This window comes from Mesorhizobium sp. ArgA1 (assembly GCF_053714375.1).
The window spans coordinates 91,062-109,182 of record NZ_JBSKBQ010000004.1 but is presented as its reverse complement, the minus strand read 5'-3'; the positions used below and the strand labels follow the sequence as shown (position 1 = coordinate 109,182).

General features: G+C 63.5%; 17 protein-coding genes and 1 pseudogene. 1 reads left to right on the top strand and 17 read right to left on the bottom strand.

Features of this window, described 5'->3' with window-relative positions:
- Window positions 1-6: 6 nt before the first annotated feature.
- From ACWGTI_RS12690 to ACWGTI_RS12640, 11 genes are all read right to left on the bottom strand, one after another.
- Complete coding sequence (locus ACWGTI_RS12690) at window positions 7-924, bottom strand: NADP-dependent oxidoreductase (RefSeq protein ID WP_454587421.1); 918 nt, start codon at window positions 922-924, stop codon at window positions 7-9.
- Window positions 925-1,043: 119 nt separating this feature from the next.
- Window positions 1,044-1,271 (bottom strand): hypothetical protein, encoded by a 228-nt coding sequence (locus ACWGTI_RS12685; protein WP_454587420.1) that lies wholly within the window; start codon window positions 1,269-1,271, stop codon window positions 1,044-1,046.
- A 58-nt stretch (window positions 1,272-1,329) separates the two neighbouring features.
- Entirely contained in the window at window positions 1,330-1,488 is a 159-nt protein-coding gene (locus ACWGTI_RS12680; RefSeq protein ID WP_454587419.1) for a DUF1127 domain-containing protein, read from the bottom strand.
- A gap of 146 nt (window positions 1,489-1,634) precedes the next feature.
- Window positions 1,635-1,931 (bottom strand): nickel-binding protein, encoded by a 297-nt coding sequence (locus tag ACWGTI_RS12675; protein WP_454587418.1) that lies wholly within the window; start codon window positions 1,929-1,931, stop codon window positions 1,635-1,637.
- A 189-nt stretch (window positions 1,932-2,120) separates the two neighbouring features.
- Window positions 2,121-3,920, bottom strand: a complete 1,800-nt coding sequence (locus ACWGTI_RS12670; RefSeq protein ID WP_454587417.1) for a winged helix-turn-helix domain-containing protein — start codon at window positions 3,918-3,920, stop codon at window positions 2,121-2,123.
- A 149-nt stretch (window positions 3,921-4,069) separates the two neighbouring features.
- Window positions 4,070-5,473: an MATE family efflux transporter gene (locus ACWGTI_RS12665; RefSeq protein WP_454587416.1), complete on the bottom strand. Its 1,404-nt coding sequence runs from the start codon at window positions 5,471-5,473 to the stop codon at window positions 4,070-4,072.
- 195 nt (window positions 5,474-5,668) lie between these two features.
- Window positions 5,669-6,430, bottom strand: coding sequence for an SDR family NAD(P)-dependent oxidoreductase (locus ACWGTI_RS12660; protein WP_454587415.1), 762 nt, complete (start codon window positions 6,428-6,430; stop codon window positions 5,669-5,671).
- Window positions 6,431-6,440: 10 nt separating this feature from the next.
- On the bottom strand, window positions 6,441-7,253 hold the full coding sequence (locus ACWGTI_RS12655) for an ABC transporter permease (protein ID WP_454587414.1): 813 nt from the start codon (window positions 7,251-7,253) through the stop codon (window positions 6,441-6,443).
- Window positions 7,253-8,116 carry an ABC transporter permease gene (locus ACWGTI_RS12650; protein WP_454587695.1) on the bottom strand — a complete coding sequence of 288 codons (864 nt, stop codon included), beginning with the start codon at window positions 8,114-8,116 and terminating at the stop codon, window positions 7,253-7,255. Before ACWGTI_RS12650 ends, ACWGTI_RS12655 begins: the two co-directional genes overlap by 1 nt.
- Window positions 8,117-8,178: 62 nt before the next feature.
- Window positions 8,179-9,342, bottom strand: a complete 1,164-nt coding sequence (locus ACWGTI_RS12645) for an ABC transporter substrate-binding protein (RefSeq protein WP_454575269.1) — start codon at window positions 9,340-9,342, stop codon at window positions 8,179-8,181.
- Window positions 9,323-10,459: an ABC transporter ATP-binding protein gene (locus ACWGTI_RS12640; protein WP_454587413.1), complete on the bottom strand. Its 1,137-nt coding sequence runs from the start codon at window positions 10,457-10,459 to the stop codon at window positions 9,323-9,325. Before ACWGTI_RS12640 ends, ACWGTI_RS12645 begins: the two co-directional genes overlap by 20 nt.
- Window positions 10,460-10,572: 113 nt before the next feature.
- Here ACWGTI_RS12640 and ACWGTI_RS12635 point away from each other — a divergent pair, with 113 nt between their 5' ends.
- Window positions 10,573-11,382: a LuxR C-terminal-related transcriptional regulator gene (locus ACWGTI_RS12635; RefSeq protein WP_454587412.1), complete on the top strand. Its 810-nt coding sequence runs from the start codon at window positions 10,573-10,575 to the stop codon at window positions 11,380-11,382.
- Window positions 11,383-11,484: 102 nt separating this feature from the next.
- Here the strand turns inward: ACWGTI_RS12635 and ACWGTI_RS12630 are convergent, their stop codons facing one another.
- From ACWGTI_RS12630 to ACWGTI_RS12605, 6 genes and pseudogenes are all read right to left on the bottom strand, one after another.
- Window positions 11,485-13,071 carry an FGGY-family carbohydrate kinase gene (locus tag ACWGTI_RS12630; RefSeq protein ID WP_454587411.1) on the bottom strand — a complete coding sequence of 529 codons (1,587 nt, stop codon included), beginning with the start codon at window positions 13,069-13,071 and terminating at the stop codon, window positions 11,485-11,487.
- Entirely contained in the window at window positions 13,068-13,751 is a 684-nt protein-coding gene (locus ACWGTI_RS12625; RefSeq protein WP_454587410.1) for an HAD family hydrolase, read from the bottom strand. The genes ACWGTI_RS12630 and ACWGTI_RS12625 overlap by 4 nt, the downstream gene beginning before the upstream one ends.
- Before the next feature lie 11 nt (window positions 13,752-13,762).
- Complete coding sequence (locus ACWGTI_RS12620) at window positions 13,763-15,241, bottom strand: mannitol dehydrogenase family protein (RefSeq protein ID WP_454587409.1); 1,479 nt, start codon at window positions 15,239-15,241, stop codon at window positions 13,763-13,765.
- A 172-nt stretch (window positions 15,242-15,413) separates the two neighbouring features.
- Window positions 15,414-16,186, bottom strand: a pseudogene (locus tag ACWGTI_RS12615) (L-iditol 2-dehydrogenase).
- On the bottom strand, window positions 16,183-17,187 hold the full coding sequence (locus tag ACWGTI_RS12610; RefSeq protein WP_454587408.1) for an ABC transporter ATP-binding protein: 1,005 nt from the start codon (window positions 17,185-17,187) through the stop codon (window positions 16,183-16,185). Before ACWGTI_RS12610 ends, ACWGTI_RS12615 begins: the two are co-directional and overlap by 4 nt.
- Before the next feature lie 108 nt (window positions 17,188-17,295).
- Window positions 17,296-18,120, bottom strand: coding sequence for a carbohydrate ABC transporter permease (locus ACWGTI_RS12605; protein WP_454587407.1), 825 nt, complete (start codon window positions 18,118-18,120; stop codon window positions 17,296-17,298).
- Window position 18,121: the final 1 nt, after the last annotated feature.

The window sequence follows — 18,121 nt, the reverse complement described above, 5'->3', positions numbered from 1 at the left end:
TGTCGTTCACGAACGAATGCGGATGATTGTCTTCCCCGAGCGTCGCTCGGTCGGGTTGAACGCGGAAACTGCATCGTCCAGGGTCGAGATGTGGCCGATGTTTGTCCGCAGTCGTCCGTCCCGCACCCGCTGGACAATCTCACTTAGTTGGGCGCGATCGGACTCGACAACAAAGTCGATCGCCAGGCCATTGGCGGGCCGCGCTTCGGGCGGCCCGACGACGGTCACCAGTGTTCCTCCGGCTCGAATCAGAGCAGCGGATCGCTTCTGGATGTCGCCGCCGATGACATCGAACACCAGATCGACGCCGCCGACGTCTTCCAGGACGTCGTTCTCGAGGTCGACGAACTCGTTCGCGCCGAAGTCGAGCGCCTTCTGCCGGTCGGCAGAGCGTCCGGTGCCAATGACGTAGGCGCCAGCCTCTCGTGCGAGTTGCGTCACCATCGATCCGACCGCGCCGGCCGCACCATGTGCAAGGACGCTCTGCCCCGCCCTAAGGCGGCCATGGTCAAACAGACCCTGCCATGCGGTCAGGCCTGAGATCGGCAAACTAGCGCCCACCGTGAAGTCCACGTCGCCTGGCAATGGCGCAAGGTTTCGTGCTTCCATGGCCACATACTCCGCGAGTGTGCCGTCGCGATACCAGTCCGCAAGGCCGAAGACCCGCTGTCCCACCGACAGCCCCGTGGTGCCATAGCCAAGGGAGGTGACCACTCCGGCCAACTCGTGCCCCGGGATCGATGGCGTCCGGTCGCGGTCGACGCGGTCAGTCCAGGTCGAGGGCCACGCCAGCTCGGTCGGCACGAACCCCGAAGCATGAACCTGGACGACGACGTCGTTTATCGCTGCCTGTGGCTCGGGTCGCTGCGCAAGCTTCATCCCCGGCGTTCCCGCGGCCTGGTCCGTTACTACGATTGCCTTCATCAGAACTGCCTCCTCATTGATTGGGCACCTGGCGATGGCTGGTAGATATGTCCGGCTCCGGTCATGAACAGGAGCAAGATTGGCAGAATGGCGATACCGTTGCGCCATGGACGCAGTGCCTATCCAGCTCGACCGCGCCAAAAGGCGCCGCCGGCCGGCGCGTAGCGCGCCTTCAAAATGCGGCCGATCTGGACCAGATTCAGAAGCACAAAGAAAACGTTCCAGCCGACGACGTTCATGAGCGGCGCCGGCTGGCTATAGAAATACACGGCAAGACAGATTGCGGCCGCGGTGGTGAGAATCCTCAACCGCAAAATGTCCAGCGTGAAGTAGGCGATCACATACATGATGTTCGCCATGTTTATCAGAAGTTCCATGTCCCTGGTTTCCAATTGGGCTGGCCACTCAGACGAGACGGTCCTTGAAGTGTTCCCGAACGGCATAGGAGATCGCACCGCGGCGAATGCCTATGTCCTTCAGGATGTGGTCAGGCAGTTCCTGCAAGGTCCTCTCGGCCCTGCGTGCTCTCAGCCCGATCGAAACGCGTTTTAGGTAGTGAAACATTGGTTTCTCCATTCGTGGGGAATCGCAGCATTCGTGGGGAATCGCAGCGCATGGAACGGGAATCCCGCTCCAAACGCCGTGTTGTTAATGCTTGCTGGTTGGATGACGCTGCCCCGCTGGTTGCGCGAGGCAGCGACTGGAGGTCGTCAGGCCGCCGCCGTCATCGGATCATTGCGAATGATGACCGTGTCGGCGATCGGGTAGAATTCCTCACCGGGCATGCCGACGCGCTTGGCGTGATCCCGGATGGCCTCGCCGTCCTTGGCCTCGTAGATGCAGAAGGTGCCGATGCGCCCATCGGGTTCGTGCACGACATAGCTGCGGATCCAGCTGACCGTGCCCGACATCTGTTCCTTGGCGACCTTTGCCGATTTGGCACCGGCGGCTTCGAGTTCCTGCAAAGATGCCCAGGCGCTGGGGCGGCGGATAACAAACAGGTTCATGATCTTTCCCTTTCGATTTCGCGCCAACCGTCGTCGGCGCTATTGAGTGCCAGGCGTGTCTGCCTGGCTGGGGAAAAATTACCGTCGAGGGGACTGATCGTCCTTATCGGCACCTGATCTCTGGCTGATCTTTCGCTGCCACTGCCGATAGGCTCGATCAGCAGCTCGTCCTGTCAAAGGAGGCATGGGTCAGAGGGTGAGTTCTTGCGTAGAGCCATCGACAAGAGGCTGGGTCTCGCGCGAAAAGCTGTGGCGAAGCCTTGCGGCTTCCTCTTCCAGGCGCCGAGATCCCAGATGGCGGGCCGCTCTCTCTGCTGCGGTGATTTCCACTTTCGCCCCGCTGACGTCGCCCGACCGCAACAAGGCAGTTGCGAGCCGCAGCCGAACCCTTGCCGCGTGATACTCGACGCCTGCGCTGGTCCAGAGCTGCCGGGCCAACAGCAGCAGCCGATTGCCGTTCGGGTCGCCTGGCTCGCAAAGCGCCGCCTTGGTTTCGGCTATCAATGCCTGCGTTGCGGGTTGCCGCCAGCGTTCGGGCTGGGCATCGATTTCGTTGAGATAAATCGACGCCTGGGCAGAGCGCCCGCCGCGCGCCGCAATGCAGGCTGCGTTCACCAGCAGGTTTCCGCGCCGCTGCAGATGGAACCACGACATCCCTTGCAGAGCCCGATCGAGCGCGGCAAGCGCTCCGTCCAGATCGCCTGTTTCGAACAACAACACAGCATTGCCCGGCTCCGCGTCCCAGCCCATCGCATAAGCCTGGTCGTAGTCGGCGCGCGCCGATGCAAGGTCGCCGATCATGGCAAAGATATCGCCGCGGACGCGGAAGCCTTCGCCGAGCGACCAGGATTCCTCGGCGGAGAGTTTGGGAAGCGCTTCGTTTATGCAGCTCAGGGCTTCAGGCAATATTTGCTGCGCCGCGACCACTTCGGCACGATGAAGGTCACACGCGCCCGAGGTCTGCGCAAAACTTGCGGTGCACCAGCTTTCGAAGCCTTCGCTCCACTGGCGAGCACGCGGCCAATCGGCGTACGTCCTGCAGCTCCAGAGGATATTGCAGTAAACCAGACTACCGGTGATCGGGTCGACCTGGCTCGACAAAGCGATGGCCGCCGCATGGTTTTGCTGCTCGCTGCCCTCTTCGATCTTGCCGAGGGCGAGATTGAAAAATCCCTTGTAGGTCAAAGTCAGAGCCCGAAGGCCGGGATCGTCGCAATTTTCAGCAATCGCGTAAGCGGCTGACGCTAGTTGCAGCGCCTCCTCAGGGCGGCCGCCCGAGGATGCCAGGCGCGACCTCATCCACAGCAGATAGGCTTGCGTATCATCGTCTGGCGACTGAGACAGAAGCGACGCCGCACGTTCCAGCCATCCCTCTGCCACGGCCCCCGATCCGCGCTCGGCCTGGATCTTTGCGAGCGTGACTGCCGATCTTGCGGCGCGGGCGAGGTCGCCGGCCTCGATATGGGCAGCCACCGCACGGGCCAGCACAGGGATCGCCTCGGTCGGTCGCCCGCCACATTCGACGACCAGAGCCCAGAGATCGACGTCCGCAGGAGAGAGATCGCCATTGTCCGCCAAATGCGCGAACAATTTTGCGGCCGCGCTCCAGTCGCGCGAGGCTGCAAGCCTGCGAGCCTCGGCAATATCGTCGGCTCCTTTTAACGAGACAGGCTGCAGATATCCCAGTCCCGGCTCATCGATGGCGAAGCGATAGCCATGGCGAACGTAGCTGTGTATCGCGTCCTGCAGGCCGCCAGCTGCAAGCGCCTTTCGAGTGAGGCTGACCACGCGCTGAAGCGATGCTTCGGTCACGATGACATCCGGCCAAAGAGCGTCCATCAGCTCGTCTTTGGGGACGACCCTGCCAGCGTTGCGCACCAGGTACACCAGCAAATCGAAGACAAGCGGCTGGATCTTCTGCCCAACGCCGCTTAACGACAGCTTGCGCGCAGCTTCATCAAGTTCGAATTGTCCAAATGCGTGTTGCATCGCCCCTTTCCGATGCAACAATCTACCTTATCAGTTTCGACTATGGGAGAGGGCTGGCCCGAAAGCCGGCAGGCGTAAGTTGGGGTCAGTAGCCAACGGGGGCTCCCGCTATAGCTCAAAAAGGCAACTGGACGGTCCGCTTTTTGTTTTCAATGGCTGAAGACGAGCGGCGGCGCGATGCGGTCGCGCCTGAGCCAGCGCGCGAGCAGCAGCACCGCCACCACCGCCAGCCCGGAGGCTAGGCCGATCCAGATGCCGACGCCGTGCAAGCCGAAATGGAAGGCAAGCAGCACGCCGAGCGGCAGACCGATGCCCCAATAGCCGATCGCGGCATAGATCATCGGCACCTTGGTGTCGTGCAGGCCGCGCAGCATGCCGGCGGCAACGGCCTGCGCGCCGTCAAAGATCTGGAACAGCGCGGCAAAGGCCAGGAACGACACGGCAAGCGCGATCACTCGGGCATTGACCGGATCGGTCAGGTCGATGAAGGCGCTGATTAGCAGATGCGGCCACAGGACCATCACCAGACCCATCAGCGCCATGAACGAAACGCCGATGACGAAAGCGGTCCAGCCGGCGCGCGAAACGCCTGCCTGATTGGCGGCGCCATGGGCCAGGCCGACGCGCACGGTGACAGCCTGGTTGAGGCCGAGCGGCACCATGAAGGAGATCGAGGCGATCTGGATGGCGATGGCGTGCGCGGCCAGCGAATCCGCATCGATCAGGCCCATCAGCAGAGCTGCCGCGTTGAAGATCGTCACCTCGAAGGCGAGGATGCCGGCGATCGGCAGGCCAAGCCGGAGAAGGCCCTTGAAACGCGGCCAGTCGGACCGCCAGAAGCGGCCGAACAGGCGGTAGCGGCGGAACTTCTTCTCAAGCATCACCACAGCGGCCAGGCCGCAGAACATCAGCGTGCTCGAGAGGGTGGTGGCAAGCCCCGAGCCGGCAATGCCCATAGAGGTGACGCCGAGATTGCCGAACATGAACACCCAGTTGAAGAAGGCGTTGAAGGCGACGGCGACGAAGACGATGACCAGCGCCCAGCCCGGCCGTTCCAGCGCCGAGATGAACGAGCGCAGCACGATATAGCCGTAGAAGGGCAGCACCGCCCATTCGAGCCAGCGCATGTAGATACCGGCCTGGTGAGCCAGCGCCGGTTCCTGGCCCATGGCCAGCAGAACGGCTTCGCCATGCCACAGGAAGATCCAGATCGGGATTGCGATCAGGATCGCCAGCCACAGACCCTGTCGCACAGTGCGGCGCAGGTCGCGCACGGAATGGCGGCGGCGGCCAAGCTCTGTCGCGATCATCGGCGAGGTCGCCAGCATCAGGCCGAGGCCGAAGATCAGCGGCATGAAGTAGAGGTTGGCGCCGAGCGCGCCGCTGGCCAGCGTGTCGGCGCCCAGGCGCCCCATCATCATCACGTCCGTGGCTGTCATCGCCGTCTGGCCAAGATTGGTCAGCACCATCGGCCAGGCGAGCGCCAGCGTCGCCCTGATTTCCTGACGCCAAAGATTTTCCGGCGCACGAGCGCCGGCTTCGATCGCAGACATTGTCCTGCTCTTTCCGATTGCGGCGCGTCGGCAATTGGCCGGAAGCCGCACTTCCAAACGGCGAAACCTTCGGTTTTGCGGCGTTTGCGGCATCTCCATGAACGAAACGCGACATGAAGGCAAGGGAGGACGGGCGGGCAGCGATTGAGCCAGAAGGCAAATTCCGCCTTCTCGCTTGGGCAAAGAGCCCCTTGCTCAGCCGATGCTCTCACCGCCGTCGATGACCAGCGCCTGGCCGGTCATGAAGGATGAGCGGTCGGAGACGAGGAACAGGATCGCTTCGGCGATCTCTTCGGCGCTGGCCCAGCGCCCCATCGGGATCTTGGTGCGGACGTAGGTCTCGATCGCCTCACGGCCGCCCATCTGGGCGATGAACGGCTCGTTGAAGGGCGTGTCGACCCAGCCGGGGCAGAGCGCGTTGACGCGCACATTGTGGCGGGCATAGTCGAGCGACATCTGCCTGGTCATCGCCACCACCGCATGTTTGGAGGTGGCATAGGCGATCATCTCGCGATCGTAGAACACGCCGGAATTCGAGGCCGTGTTGAGGATGACGCCGCCGCCTTGCGCGACCATCGCCGGCATGACCAGCCGCGCGGCCAGAAACTGCGCCCGTACATTTATGCGCCAGGACGCATCCATGCCATCGACTTCGACTTCGGTCAGTGCTCCGCCGACCTGGATGCCAGCGTGATTGTGCAGGATGTCGATGCGGCCATGTTTGCCAAGCGTGGCCGTGATGAGCTGTCCTACCGCCGCGTCGTCAGAGACCTCGGTGACAATCGCCTCAGCCTGCCCGCCTGCCGCGAGGATGTCGGCCGCCGTCGTCTCGCCGCTTGCCAGATCCCGGTCTGCTATGACCACCAGCGCGCCTTCCCTGGCCATGATCATGGCGCCGGCGCGGCCGATGCCGGAGCCGGCGCCCGTCACCACGGCGATGCGGTCTTTGAGGATCATGATGCGTCTTTCAGCTGGATGGCTTGCGCTGGCGCAGCTGCCATTGGGCAAGCACAACGAGCAGGACCGAGGCGACGAGCACGATGGTGGCGATGGCATTGATTTCCGGCGTGACGCCGCGCCGGATCGAGGCGAAGACATAGATCGGCAGCGTCGTCTGTGCGCCGGCGACGAAGAAGGCGACGATGAAATCGTCGAAGGAGAAGGTGAAGGCGAGCAGGAAGCCGGCGACCACCGCAGGCATGATCTGCGGCAGGACAATCGAGCGGAACGTCGTCAGCGGCGTGGCGTAGAGATCGCTCGAGGCCTCGACCAGATTGCGGTCGAGGCTGGCAAGCCGCGTGCCGACGATCATCGTCACCAGCGCCATCGAGAACAGGCCGTGCGCGGCAATGATCGATCCATAGCCGAGAGACAGGCGCGGCGGCTGGTCGTCGGGCCAGATCGAGGCCAGGAACGGGTTGAGCACGCCAAGCAGCTGGACCAGCGCCACCAGCGTCGAGATGCCGATGACGACGCCGGGAACGACGATTGCGGCACCCATCAGCGCGTCGAAGATGGCACGGGTTCTGAGCCCGACCCGTGCCAGGCCGAGCGCTGCTGCCGTGCCGCACACCGCCGCCAGAAGCGCGCTGGTGGTGGCGATGAACAGGCTGTTCTTCAGCGCCTCGACCAGGAACGGGTTCGACAGCGCCGTGCCGTACCACTGCACCGAAAAGCCGGTGAACTCGCTGGCGTGACGGCCGGCGTTGAAGGAGAACAGCACGACCAGCGCGATCGGCAGATAAAGGAAGGCGAAGACGGCGGTGACGAAGGCGCGCATCAGATCAGATCCACCCTGCGGGCGCCCGACACCCGTGTCGAAATGCGGTTGGCGGCAATCAGCACCACCACCGAAACCGCCACCAGCGTGATGGCGATGGCCGAGCCGAACGGCCAGTTGCGCGACTGCAGGAACAGGTCGACCAGCGCGTTGCCGATGAAGAACACCTTGCCACCGCCAAGCAGCGTCGGGATGAGGTATTCGCCGAGCAGAAGGATCATGACCAGCGAGAAGCCGGTCATCACGCCGGGCAGCGAAAGCTTCAGCGTCACGCCCAGGAATGTCGAGAGCGGCGTCGCGCCGAGATCGGCGGAGGCTTCCAGCAGCCGCCGGTCGAGCCGCTCGAGACTGACATAGATCGGCAGGATCATCAGCGGCAGATAGCCGTAGACGATGCCGAGCAGGACGGCGCCCGGCGTGTTGATCAGCCTGACATCCTCGATGCCGATAAAGGCCAGCAGCGCCGGGATGCCGCGTCCGCCCAGAATGTACATCCAGGCATAGGTGCGCATCAGAAGGCTGGTCCAGAACGGAATGACGACGAGCGCAAGCAGGATCAGCCGCCAGCGCTGCGGTGCCTTCAAGGCAAGGTAGTAGGCGACCGGGTAGGCAACGAGCAGACAGGCGAGCGCGCCCACCGGCGCCAGCATCATCGTGTTCCAGAAGGCGGTCGCCCGCGCCGGAAGGTTGGCGTATTGCGCCAGCGTGAAGGCGGCCTGGTAGCCGCCTTCCGGCGCCCGCTCGCCGAGGCTGAATACTGCAATGGCGATGAACGGCAATACCAGAAACACCACCAGCCACGCTGTAGCCGGAGCGAGCAGCAGCGCTGTCAGGATATTATGCCGAAATCTGTTGCCGTGCATGGAAACCGCCCCGATGCCGGCGGACATATGCCCGCCGGTTGCTTGTCTCATCCAAGCCGGCTTCAAGCCGACTTGAAGCGGGCCATCAGCTCGGCGCGACCGGGATCGGTCAGCGTCGCCGCCGCGCCGAATTCCAAGGGAGTCAAAAGATCCGCCGCCGGATAGAGGATGGGATTGTCGAGCACTTCCTTGGGCAGCAGCTTGTTGACCCGCGCATCCGTCGAGGGCGCGCCATTGGCCAGATGCTCCTTCACCGCGACCTCAGGGGTCATCAGATAGTTGAGCAAGGCGTAGCCGGCCGGCTTGTTCGGCGCGTCCTTCGGGATGGCGTAGAAGTCGGTCCAGATCTCGCCTCCCTCCTTGCCCAGCACATAGGCGATCTCCGGGATATCGCGGTGGAGCTGCGCGCCGTCATTGGTCCAGCACATGGTCATCCAGGCGTCGCCCGCCCGCATTCCCGGCTGGTAGTCGGACGAGACGGCAAACAGATGCGGCTTGACCTTGAGCAGCAGTTCTTCCGCCTTGGCGAGCTCGTCCGGCTTCAACGAGTTGAAGGAATAGCCGTAATATTTCAGCGCGTTGCCGATGGTGGTCAGCTGGTAGTCGTGGACCATGGTGCGGCCATCGCCCTCGGCCATGGCGACATCCCAGAACTCCTTCCAGCTGGTCATCGGTTTCGTCAGCTTCTTGGTGTTGACGGCAAAGCCCGTCGTGCCCCAGTTCTTCGGCACCGCGTAGGTCGTGCCGTCGATCGTGCCTTCCGAGGTGAAGCGTGGGTCTTCCTGGGAGCCGTCGAAATTCGGCAGCTTCGCCATATCGAGCGGATCGATGATGCCGAGCTTCTTGTAGGTCGAGATCGTGTAATTGGTCGGCACGAACAGGCTCCAGCCCGAGGCGCCGGCCTGCAGCTTGGCCAGCATCTCCTCGTTGGAGCCGAAGACGTTGACCTCGACGGCGACGCCGGTGTCCTTCTTGAAATTCTCGAAGGTCTGCGGGTCGTGATAGTTCGGCCAGGTGGCGATCGACATGCGGTCGCCGAGGTTTTCGGCGGCGAAGGCCGACGTCGGCATGATGCCGATTTCGCGCGCCATGACCGCGGTTGCGATGCCCAGGCCGGTGAGGCCGAGGAAGTCGCGGCGGCCGATCGAGCCGCGCTTCAAACGCATCAGCTGGTCGACGAAGTTCTCAGGGCTTATCGGCAGTCCGTCACGATATGATTTCGACATTTTTTGCTACCCTCTGGTTGGTCCCGTTGTTCTTGTTCTCCGGAAACGCCAGCGGCGTCCCGGAGGCAAAGCCGATGGCGACGGGTTCACCCGGCTTGAAGAGATTGCCATGGCCGATCACATGGTCGGCCTTGGCCAGCAGCGTTCCGATGCCCTGCACCTCGATCGCGTATTCCGCGGTCGAGCCCAAAAAAATCCGGTTGCGCACGATGCCCTTGAATGGGCTGCCTCCCGGGGCGCCGAGGCTTAGCGATTCAGGGCGCAGGCTGACCGAAACGGTCTCGCCCTGCTGCAAGGCGGTTCGCTTGCGCGCGGCAATAACGGTTCCGTCCGCCAGCACCACGTTGACGAGGTCTCCTGTATGCCCAGCGACCTTGCCGCTCAGCAGATTGGTCTTGCCGACGAAGTCGGCGACGAACAGGTCGGCTGGCTCGTCATAGATCTCGCTCGGCTGGCCGAGCTGGACGATACGACCGCCGTTCATGACGCAGACGAAGTCGCTCATCGACAGCGCCTCCTCCTGGTCGTGGGTGACCAGCACGAAGGTGATGCCGATCTCACGCTGCAGGTTCTGCAGCTCGATCTGCATGTCGGTGCGCAGTTTCTTGTCGAGCGCGGCCAGCGGCTCATCGAGCAAAAGCACCGCCGGCTTGTTCACCAGCGCGCGCGCCAGCGCCACGCGCTGCTGCTGGCCGCCGGAGAGTTCGTGGATCTTGCGGCCGCCATAGCCGGCGAGCCGCACCATTTCGAGCGCCTCGCCGGCGCGGCGGCCGATTTCCTGCGACGCGAGGCGCGGCCGTGCCTGACGCAGTCCGTAAGACACGTTGGCTTCCACATCGAGGTGCGGAAACAGCGCATATTGCTGAAACACCATGTTGACCGGCCGGCGATAGGGCGGCGTGCCGGCCATGTCCCGGCCGCGGATGAACACCTGGCCTTCGCTCGGCTGCTCGAAGCCGCCGATCATGCGCAGGCATGTCGTCTTGCCACAGCCGGACGGTCCGAGAAGGGCGACAAAGGCGGACGGAGGGACCGTCAGATCGATGCCGCTGACAGCGGTCACGGCGCCATAGCGCTTGGTGACGCCGCGAAACTCGATGTCGGGCACTGCGGTCAACGTGCTGGCTCCAGCAACAGGGCTATTTCCGGACGCTACCAGAGCCAATGGCGGCTAGTATATACCTCGCAGGTGGTATATCAGATCTATTTTCTCGTTTAAGGGGGTATGGTTTGAGTGCGTCCCGCAGCGACGAATACAGCCAACTCGCTGCGCTTGTCGCGGCAACGCGAGAGACCAGCGGCGACCTGTTCGGCAGGGCGATGGTCGGCTGGCTGCGACAGCATGTCAGCTTCGACCACTGCGTGATCTTCGGTTATCGCGGCGCCTCACGACCGCCGCTGCTGTTCGAAACCTTCTCGCCGGCCGAGAGCCATGTCTTCGTCACGCTCTATCAAGAAGGGCCCTATCTGCTCGACCCGTTTCATCACGCGGCGGTGGAGCGCAAGGAGGGGTTCTGGCGCATGCGCGAACTGGCGCCCGACCGTTTCTATGCCAGCGAGTATTTTCGCACCTACTACAGCCAGACAAGGCTAGCCGAGGAGGTCGGCTTCTTCGTGCCGCTGCCGGGCAAGGATGCGCTGGTGCTGTCGCTGATGCGATTACAGGCCTCGGGCCCCTTCGGCACTGCCGACGCCAGGCTGCTGCGCGACATGGCGCCGGCGGTGATCGGCTTCGCCCGACTGCGCTGGCCCGCTCTTCCAGCCGACGAGCCGGACGAAGCGGAACAGGACGAGACGATCGCCGCAGTCAACGAGTTCGACCGCGCGCACATCTGGGAGAGCCTGTCGCTGACACCGCGCGAAAAGCATGTCGTCGATCTGGTGCTGCAGGGGCATTCCACCGAGTCGATCGCGAGAGCCATGCGCATCGTGCCGGGAACCGTGAAGGTTCACCGCCGCAACATCCACCGCAAACTCGGCATCAAATCCCAGGCCGGACTGTTCGCCCGTTTCATCGAGATCATCGAGAGCCGGCGTTGAAATCGCTGACGTGACGAGAGTATTTGTTGTTACGCAATTCCCAAGGGAAAGCGCTACGCGCTTTTCCCGGGAAAACCGTTTCACACTTTTCCTGGAATTGCTCTAGCTGATGGCGTCGAGCGCCTGCCGCTGGCGGTGCATTTCGAGGAAAATCTTATAGTCGCGGTCGAAGCGGCCTGATGCGGCCGGGTTCGAGGCACGCGTCCTGCCGCCTTGCTGCATGGCCACGCAAGCCGCGTTCAGATCAGGGAATAGGCCTGCGGCGGTAGCCGCGACCATGCCGGTGCCGAGCAGCACCGCTTCGTCGGCCAGCGGCTCGATCACCGCGCACCCGGTGGCGTCGGCATAGAGCTCCATCAAAAGCGGGTTCTTGGTGTGGCCGCCGGTGACGTGCAGCGTGTCGATCAAATAGCCGTTCTCGTTCAGCGCCTCCAGCACATGGCGCACGCCGAGCGCGATGCCGACGGCGGTGCGCCAGTAGAGTTTGCACAGGCTGTCGAAGGAGGAGTCCAGCGTCAGCCCACTGACCACGCCGACGGCATGCGGATCGGCAAGCGGCGACCGGTTGCCGTGGAAGTCGGGCAGCACATGCAGCCTGGCGGCGAGCTTGTCGCCCTCGGTGGCGCGCAGTTCGGCAACGCGCCTGGCGATCTTCGCATGCATGGCCGCATCCGGCTCGCCGCCGGCGCCATGCCAGCGGATGATGTGGTCGAGCAGCGCGCCGGTTGCCGACTGGCCACCTTCCGACAGCCACAGTTTTGGCAGTGCGGCGCCGTAGTAAGGGCCCCAGACGCCGGCGAAAGGCTGAGGGTCGGGCGACATCGCCATGACGCAGGACGACGTGCCGGCGATCAGCGCCAGATGCCGGCCGATATTCTGTTCGTCGCCGGCAAAGCCGCCGAGCACGCCGAGCGCGCCGGCATAGGCATCGATGACGCCGGCGCCGACCCGGCAGTTCTCGGTCAGGCCAAGCTCCGCTGCCGCTTCTGCCGAGAGCGTGCCGATGTCGGCGCCAACCGCACTCGCCTTCTCCGGCAGGTTGCCGTGCTCGAACAGATCGCCGAGCCCGACGGTCTCGAAAAAGTCACGCCGCCAGCCGGCCTGCTCATGCGCCAGATAGGTCCATTTGGCGGTCAGCGTGCATTGCGAGCGCGCCAGCGAACCGGTCGCCTTCCAGGTCAGGAAATCGGTGAGGTCGAATAGATAGCCGGCTTCATGCCATGTGCCGGGCAGATTGCGCTTCAGCCACATCAGCTTCGGCGTCGCCATTTCCGGCGACATGACGCCGCCTATATAGTCGAGCACGGGGTGGCCGCTTGCCGTGCATTCGTCGGCTTCGGCGATGGCGCGATGGTCGAGCCAGACGATGGTGTCCCAGCGCCGTTCGCCCGTAACCGACACACTGAGCTGGCCGCCGTCCCTGTTCAGCACCACCAGCGAACAGGTGGCGTCGAACGACATGCCTACGATGTCCTGCGCCGCCACCCCTGCCTTTTCGCGTGCCGCCCGCACGGCAATGCACACCGCCGACCAGATATCCTGCGAATTGTGCTCGGCGTGATCGGCCCTCGGCTGGTGCATCACGATCGGATGCTCGGCGCGGCCGAGCAAGGTGCCTGACGTGTCGAGAATGCCCGCGCGGGCGCTCCCGGTGCCGACATCGACCGCGCAAACGAAGCTTTTCGTCAAGATGCTTTTACTCTCGCTCCCAGGCCTGCAATCAGATCGGGCAATTGCAGCATGTCAGCGAATATAAAGTCCGGTTCACTCGACGCAAGCCGCGCTTTCAAGGCCGGGTTGCCCGCGTGCGAACCGCCGGTGAAGGCAAAAACGCGCATGCCGGCGGCACGCGCAGCCGCGATGCCGGCCGGGCTGTCCTCGACGACGATGCAGTTGCCAGGATGAGCGCCCATGGCGGCGGCTGCATGCAGAAAAAGATCCGGCGCCGGCTTGCCGCGCGCGACCATGGCGGCGCTGAACAGATGCGGTTCGAGCAGGCCGAGAAGCCCGGTGACGTCGAGCGCATAGCGAATGCGGTCGAGCGTGCCGGAGGAAGCGACGCAGCAGGGTACGCCCAGCTTCGGCAGGATCTCCGTGATGCCGGGTATCGGCTTCAGCTCCTCGCGGAATTTGCGCATCAGTTCGACGCGCATGTCGGTCAGATGGCCGTCGGTGATGTCGACCGCGAAATCGCGGCCGAGAATTTCGCGCACGCTCTTCATGCTCTTGCCGAGGAAATGCTCGTAGGCCGCATCTTCGCTGACCGAGCCGCCGGCAGCCGCGATCATGCCGAGCAGGGCCGAGACCGACAGCGCCTCGCTGTCGACCAGCACGCCGTCACAGTCGAAGATGACCAGTTCGGGCGTCATTGCGGCTCGCGTCAGAGCTTGCCGGCAATGTAGCGCGTCAGCGTCGCGCGCGCGCCATTCGCCCACAAGACGTTGAGCGCATGGGCAAAGGCCTCGGCGAACGGCGCTGCGCGGCCAACATCGCCATAGACGTCCTCCATCGCAAGCCAGGCGCCGGGCTTGTCCTTCGCCGCCTTGGCGGTTGCCTGCAACCGGTCCCAGCTCGGGTCGTTGGCTTCGATGACGGCGCCGCTGTCGGTCGTGCCGAAGCAATAACGACACCAAAGCGCCGATTCCAGCGCCAGACCGGCAACGCCTTTGCCGGCCTTCAGCCGGTCGGCGATGGTCGGGATGATGAATTTCGGCTGCCGGTTGGAACCGTCGAGGCAAAGCCGGCGGATGGTGTCGCCGATCTTGGGGTTGGAGAAGCGGTGCTCGATGAGCTGAAAATAGTCTTCCAGCACGGTGTCCGGCACCGGCGGCACGGTCGGAATGATCTCGTCCTGTTCGAGTTTGGCGAGAAAGCCGCGCACCAGCGGCTCCTGCATCGCCTCATGGACGAAGTGGATGTCCATCAGTCCCGCGGGATAGGCGATCGTTGCATGGCCGCCATTGAGGATGCGGATCTTCATCAGTTCGTAGGGCGCAACGTCTTTGACGAATTGGACGCCGACCTTTTCCAGCGGCGGGCGACCGTGGGTGAAATGATCCTCCAGAACCCATTGCTTGAACGGCTCGCAGAATACCGGCCAATTGTCTTCAAGCCCGAATTCCGTCGCCAGAATGCCGCGCTCGCGATCGGAGGTGGCCGGCGTGATGCGGTCGACCATGCCGTTCGGAAAGGCGACGTTGTCGCTCACCCAGTTGGCCAGATCCTCGTCGATCAGGCGGGCCAGCCCAATGACGCCGTCCGAGGTGACATGGCCGTTATGAGGAATGTTGTCGCAGGACATGACTGTGAACGGCACGATGCCGTCGGCGCGGCGACGCATCAGCCCGGCCAGGATGAGGCCGAACACCGTCTTCGGCGACGTGCCGGCCTGCGCATCGGCGACGATGTCGGGATGGGTCGGGTTGAACTTGCCGGAGGCCGGATCGATGAAATAGCCGCCCTCGGTGATGGTCAGCGAAACGATCTTGATCGCCGGATCGGCAAGCTGGTCGATGATGGCGTCGGCATCGCCCGGCGTCAGGAAGTCGATCATGACGCCGGTGACGCGGGCGCTCATATGGTCGGAATCCTGCTCGACCACGGTGGTCAGCCAGTCCTGCTCCTGCAGCTTGGTGCGGCCAACCTTTTCGCCCTCGAAGACGCCGGCGCCGATCAACGCCCAATCATGGCCGATGCCCGAATTGAAGAGGTCGTCGAGATAGACGGCCTGGTGCGAGCGATGGAAATTGCCGACGCCGAAATGGACGATGCCGGGTTTGAGCCTGGCGCGCTCGTACTGCGGACCGGCAACCTTGGCGGGGAGCTTGGCGAGGATGGAGGAGGAGAGTTTCACGGTCATCTGCTTTACCCTTTTGCCGGTGCTTACCCGTTGCCGGCCTGACAATTACGCCCTCAACCCTCCGAGGAGAGTGCGGGGACGGCACGTGCCTTTGGCATTCGTGCCGCCCCGCCCCGCGACGCCTTTCTCCCGGAGGAAAGGATAGGGGCGCCTCCCCCTCAACTCATCCGCCTCAGCTCATCCATTGGCCGCCATCGACATTGTAGGTCTGGGCGACGATGTATTCGGCCTCGTCGCTGGCGAGGAACACCGCCATGCCGGCAAGATCCTCAGGCTTGCCCATGCGGCCGTAAGGCACGCCTTCGCACCGACCAGCCGCTTCTTCTCGCCCTTCGGCCGGTTCTCGTATCTGGCGAACAGCGCGTCGACGTCATCCCACATGTCGCTGTCGACGACGCCCGGCGCGATGCCGTTGACGTTGATGCGGTGCTTGATCAGGTCGAGCCCGGCAGACTGGGTCAGTGAAATGACAGCCGCCTTTGTGGCGCAGTAGACGGCGACCAGAGGCTCCCCGCGCCGGCCGGCCTGGCTCGCCATGTTGATGATTCTGCCGCCCTTGCCACGCGCGATCATCGAGCGGGCGGCGGCCTGCAGCATGAACAGCGTGCCGGCGACATTGACCGAAAACAGTCTGTCGTAGCTTGCCTTCGTTATTTCGACGATCGGCGCCAGATCGAACAGAGCGGCGTTGTTGATCAATATGTCGAGGCCGCCGGCTTTGGCCTCGACCGCCTTCACCGCCGCCTCGATCGAAGCGAGCTCGGAGACGTCCAGCCTGACCGCATAGGCCGCCGCGCCGATCGCCGCCGCCGTTTTCTGCGCAGCCTCCAGGTTTATGTCGGCGATCGCCACCGTGGCACCTTCACGCGCATAGGCTTCGGCAAAAGCCCTGCCGATGCCGCGCGCCGCCCCGGTGATCAGCGCCGATTTGCCTTCCAGCCTCACTGCGTCAGCGCCTTTCCGTCGGGGCCGAAGCGATGCATCCGGACCTTGTCGGGCGTGAGATAGATGGTGTCGCCGTGACGGACGGGCATTTCGCCGTCAGCGCGCACGGTCAGCGTCCCGACACCGTCAGCCTGGACGTGCAGGAAGGTGTCGGAGCCGAGATGTTCGGCAACACCGACAGTGGCTTTCCAGTCGCCCGCCGTGGTCGAGATGTTCATGTGCTCGGGACGGATGCCGATGGTCTTTGCATTGTATTTGGCGGCCGGCGCCCCTTCGACCAGGTTCATCTTCGGCGAACCGATAAAGCCCGCCACGAACAGGTTCTTCGGCGATTTGTAGAGTTCCATCGGCGAGCCGACCTGCTCGATGTTGCCGGCGTTGAGCACGACGATCTTGTCGGCCATGGTCATGGCTTCGATCTGGTCGTGGGTGACGTAGATCATCGTCGTCTTGAGCTGATGATGCAGCTCGCTGATCTCGAGACGCATGGTGCCGCGCAGTGCCGCATCGAGGTTGGACAGCGGTTCGTCGAACAGGAAGGCCGAAGGCTGGCGCACGATGGCGCGGCCGATGGCGACGCGCTGGCGCTGGCCGCCGGAGAGCTGGCCCGGCCGGCGCTCGAGATAGTTGGTGAGGTTGAGCACGCGCGCGGCGTCCTTCACCTTCTTGTCGATCGTCGCCACATCCTCGCCCGCCATCTTCAGCGGGAATCCGATATTCTTGGCCACCGTCATATGCGGGTAGAGCGCATAGGACTGGAACACCATGGCCAGCTTGCGCTTAGCCGGCGCCTCGCCGGTGACGTCGCGGCCATCGATGTTGATGGTGCCGCCGCTGGTATCCTCGAGACCAGCGATGAGACGCAGCAGCGTGGACTTGCCGCAACCCGACGGGCCGACGAAGACGACGAACTCGCCATTCTCGATGACCAGGTCGAGACCCGGAATGATGACCGTCGATCCGAAATGCTTGGAGACGTTCTTGAGCGTGATATTTCCCATGGTTTCCTCCCCGAGGGGTAAGTATTTGGTTTTACGCAATTCCGGACGGAAAACCGCTGCACACTTTTCCTGGAATTGCTTTCGCCGGTTGCTTCAGGCAGTTTCGGTTTACTTCACGGCTCCGAACGTCAGGCCGCGCACCAGCTGCTTCTGGCTGAACCAGCCCATGATCAGGATCGGGGCGATCGCCAGCGTCGAGGCTGCCGAAAGCTTGGCCCAGAACAGGCCTTGCGGGCTTGAGAACGAACTGATGAAGGCCGTCAGCGGCGCCGCCTCGGTGGTGGTGAGACGAATGGTCCAGAACGCTTCGTTCCATGCCAGGATGATGTTGAGGAGCATGGTCGAGGCGATGCCCGGCACAGCCATAGGGGTCAGCACATAGGCGATCTCGCCCCACAGAGTAGCGCCGTCCATGCGCGCCGCTTCGAGGATTTCACCCGGGATTTCGCGGAAGTAGGTGTAGAGCATCCACACCACGATCGGCAGGTTGATCAGCATCAGCATGACCATCAGGCCGACGCGGCTGTCGAGCAGACCGGTGTCGCGGAAGATCAGGTAGATCGGGAACAGCACCGCCACCGCCGGCATCATCTTGGTCGAGAGCATCCACATCAGGATGTCCTTGGTCCACTTGCCCGGCGAGAAGGCCATCGACCAGGCGGCCGGAACCGCAACGATCAGGGCCAGGATGGTCGAGCCGACCGCGAGCAGCACCGAGTTGAAGAAGAACTTGAAGTAGCCGCTCTGCGCCTGAACCTCGGTATAGCTCTCGAACGTCCCCGACGGGATCAGAGCGAAGCCCTGGATGGCTTCCTGCTCCGACTTGAACGAGGTGATGATCGTATAGAGGATCGGGAAGAAGATCAGCAGCGCGACGATCCAGGCGGCGCCCGTCGCAATGACCTTGTGTTGGGTGGTGACTGCACGTGCCATC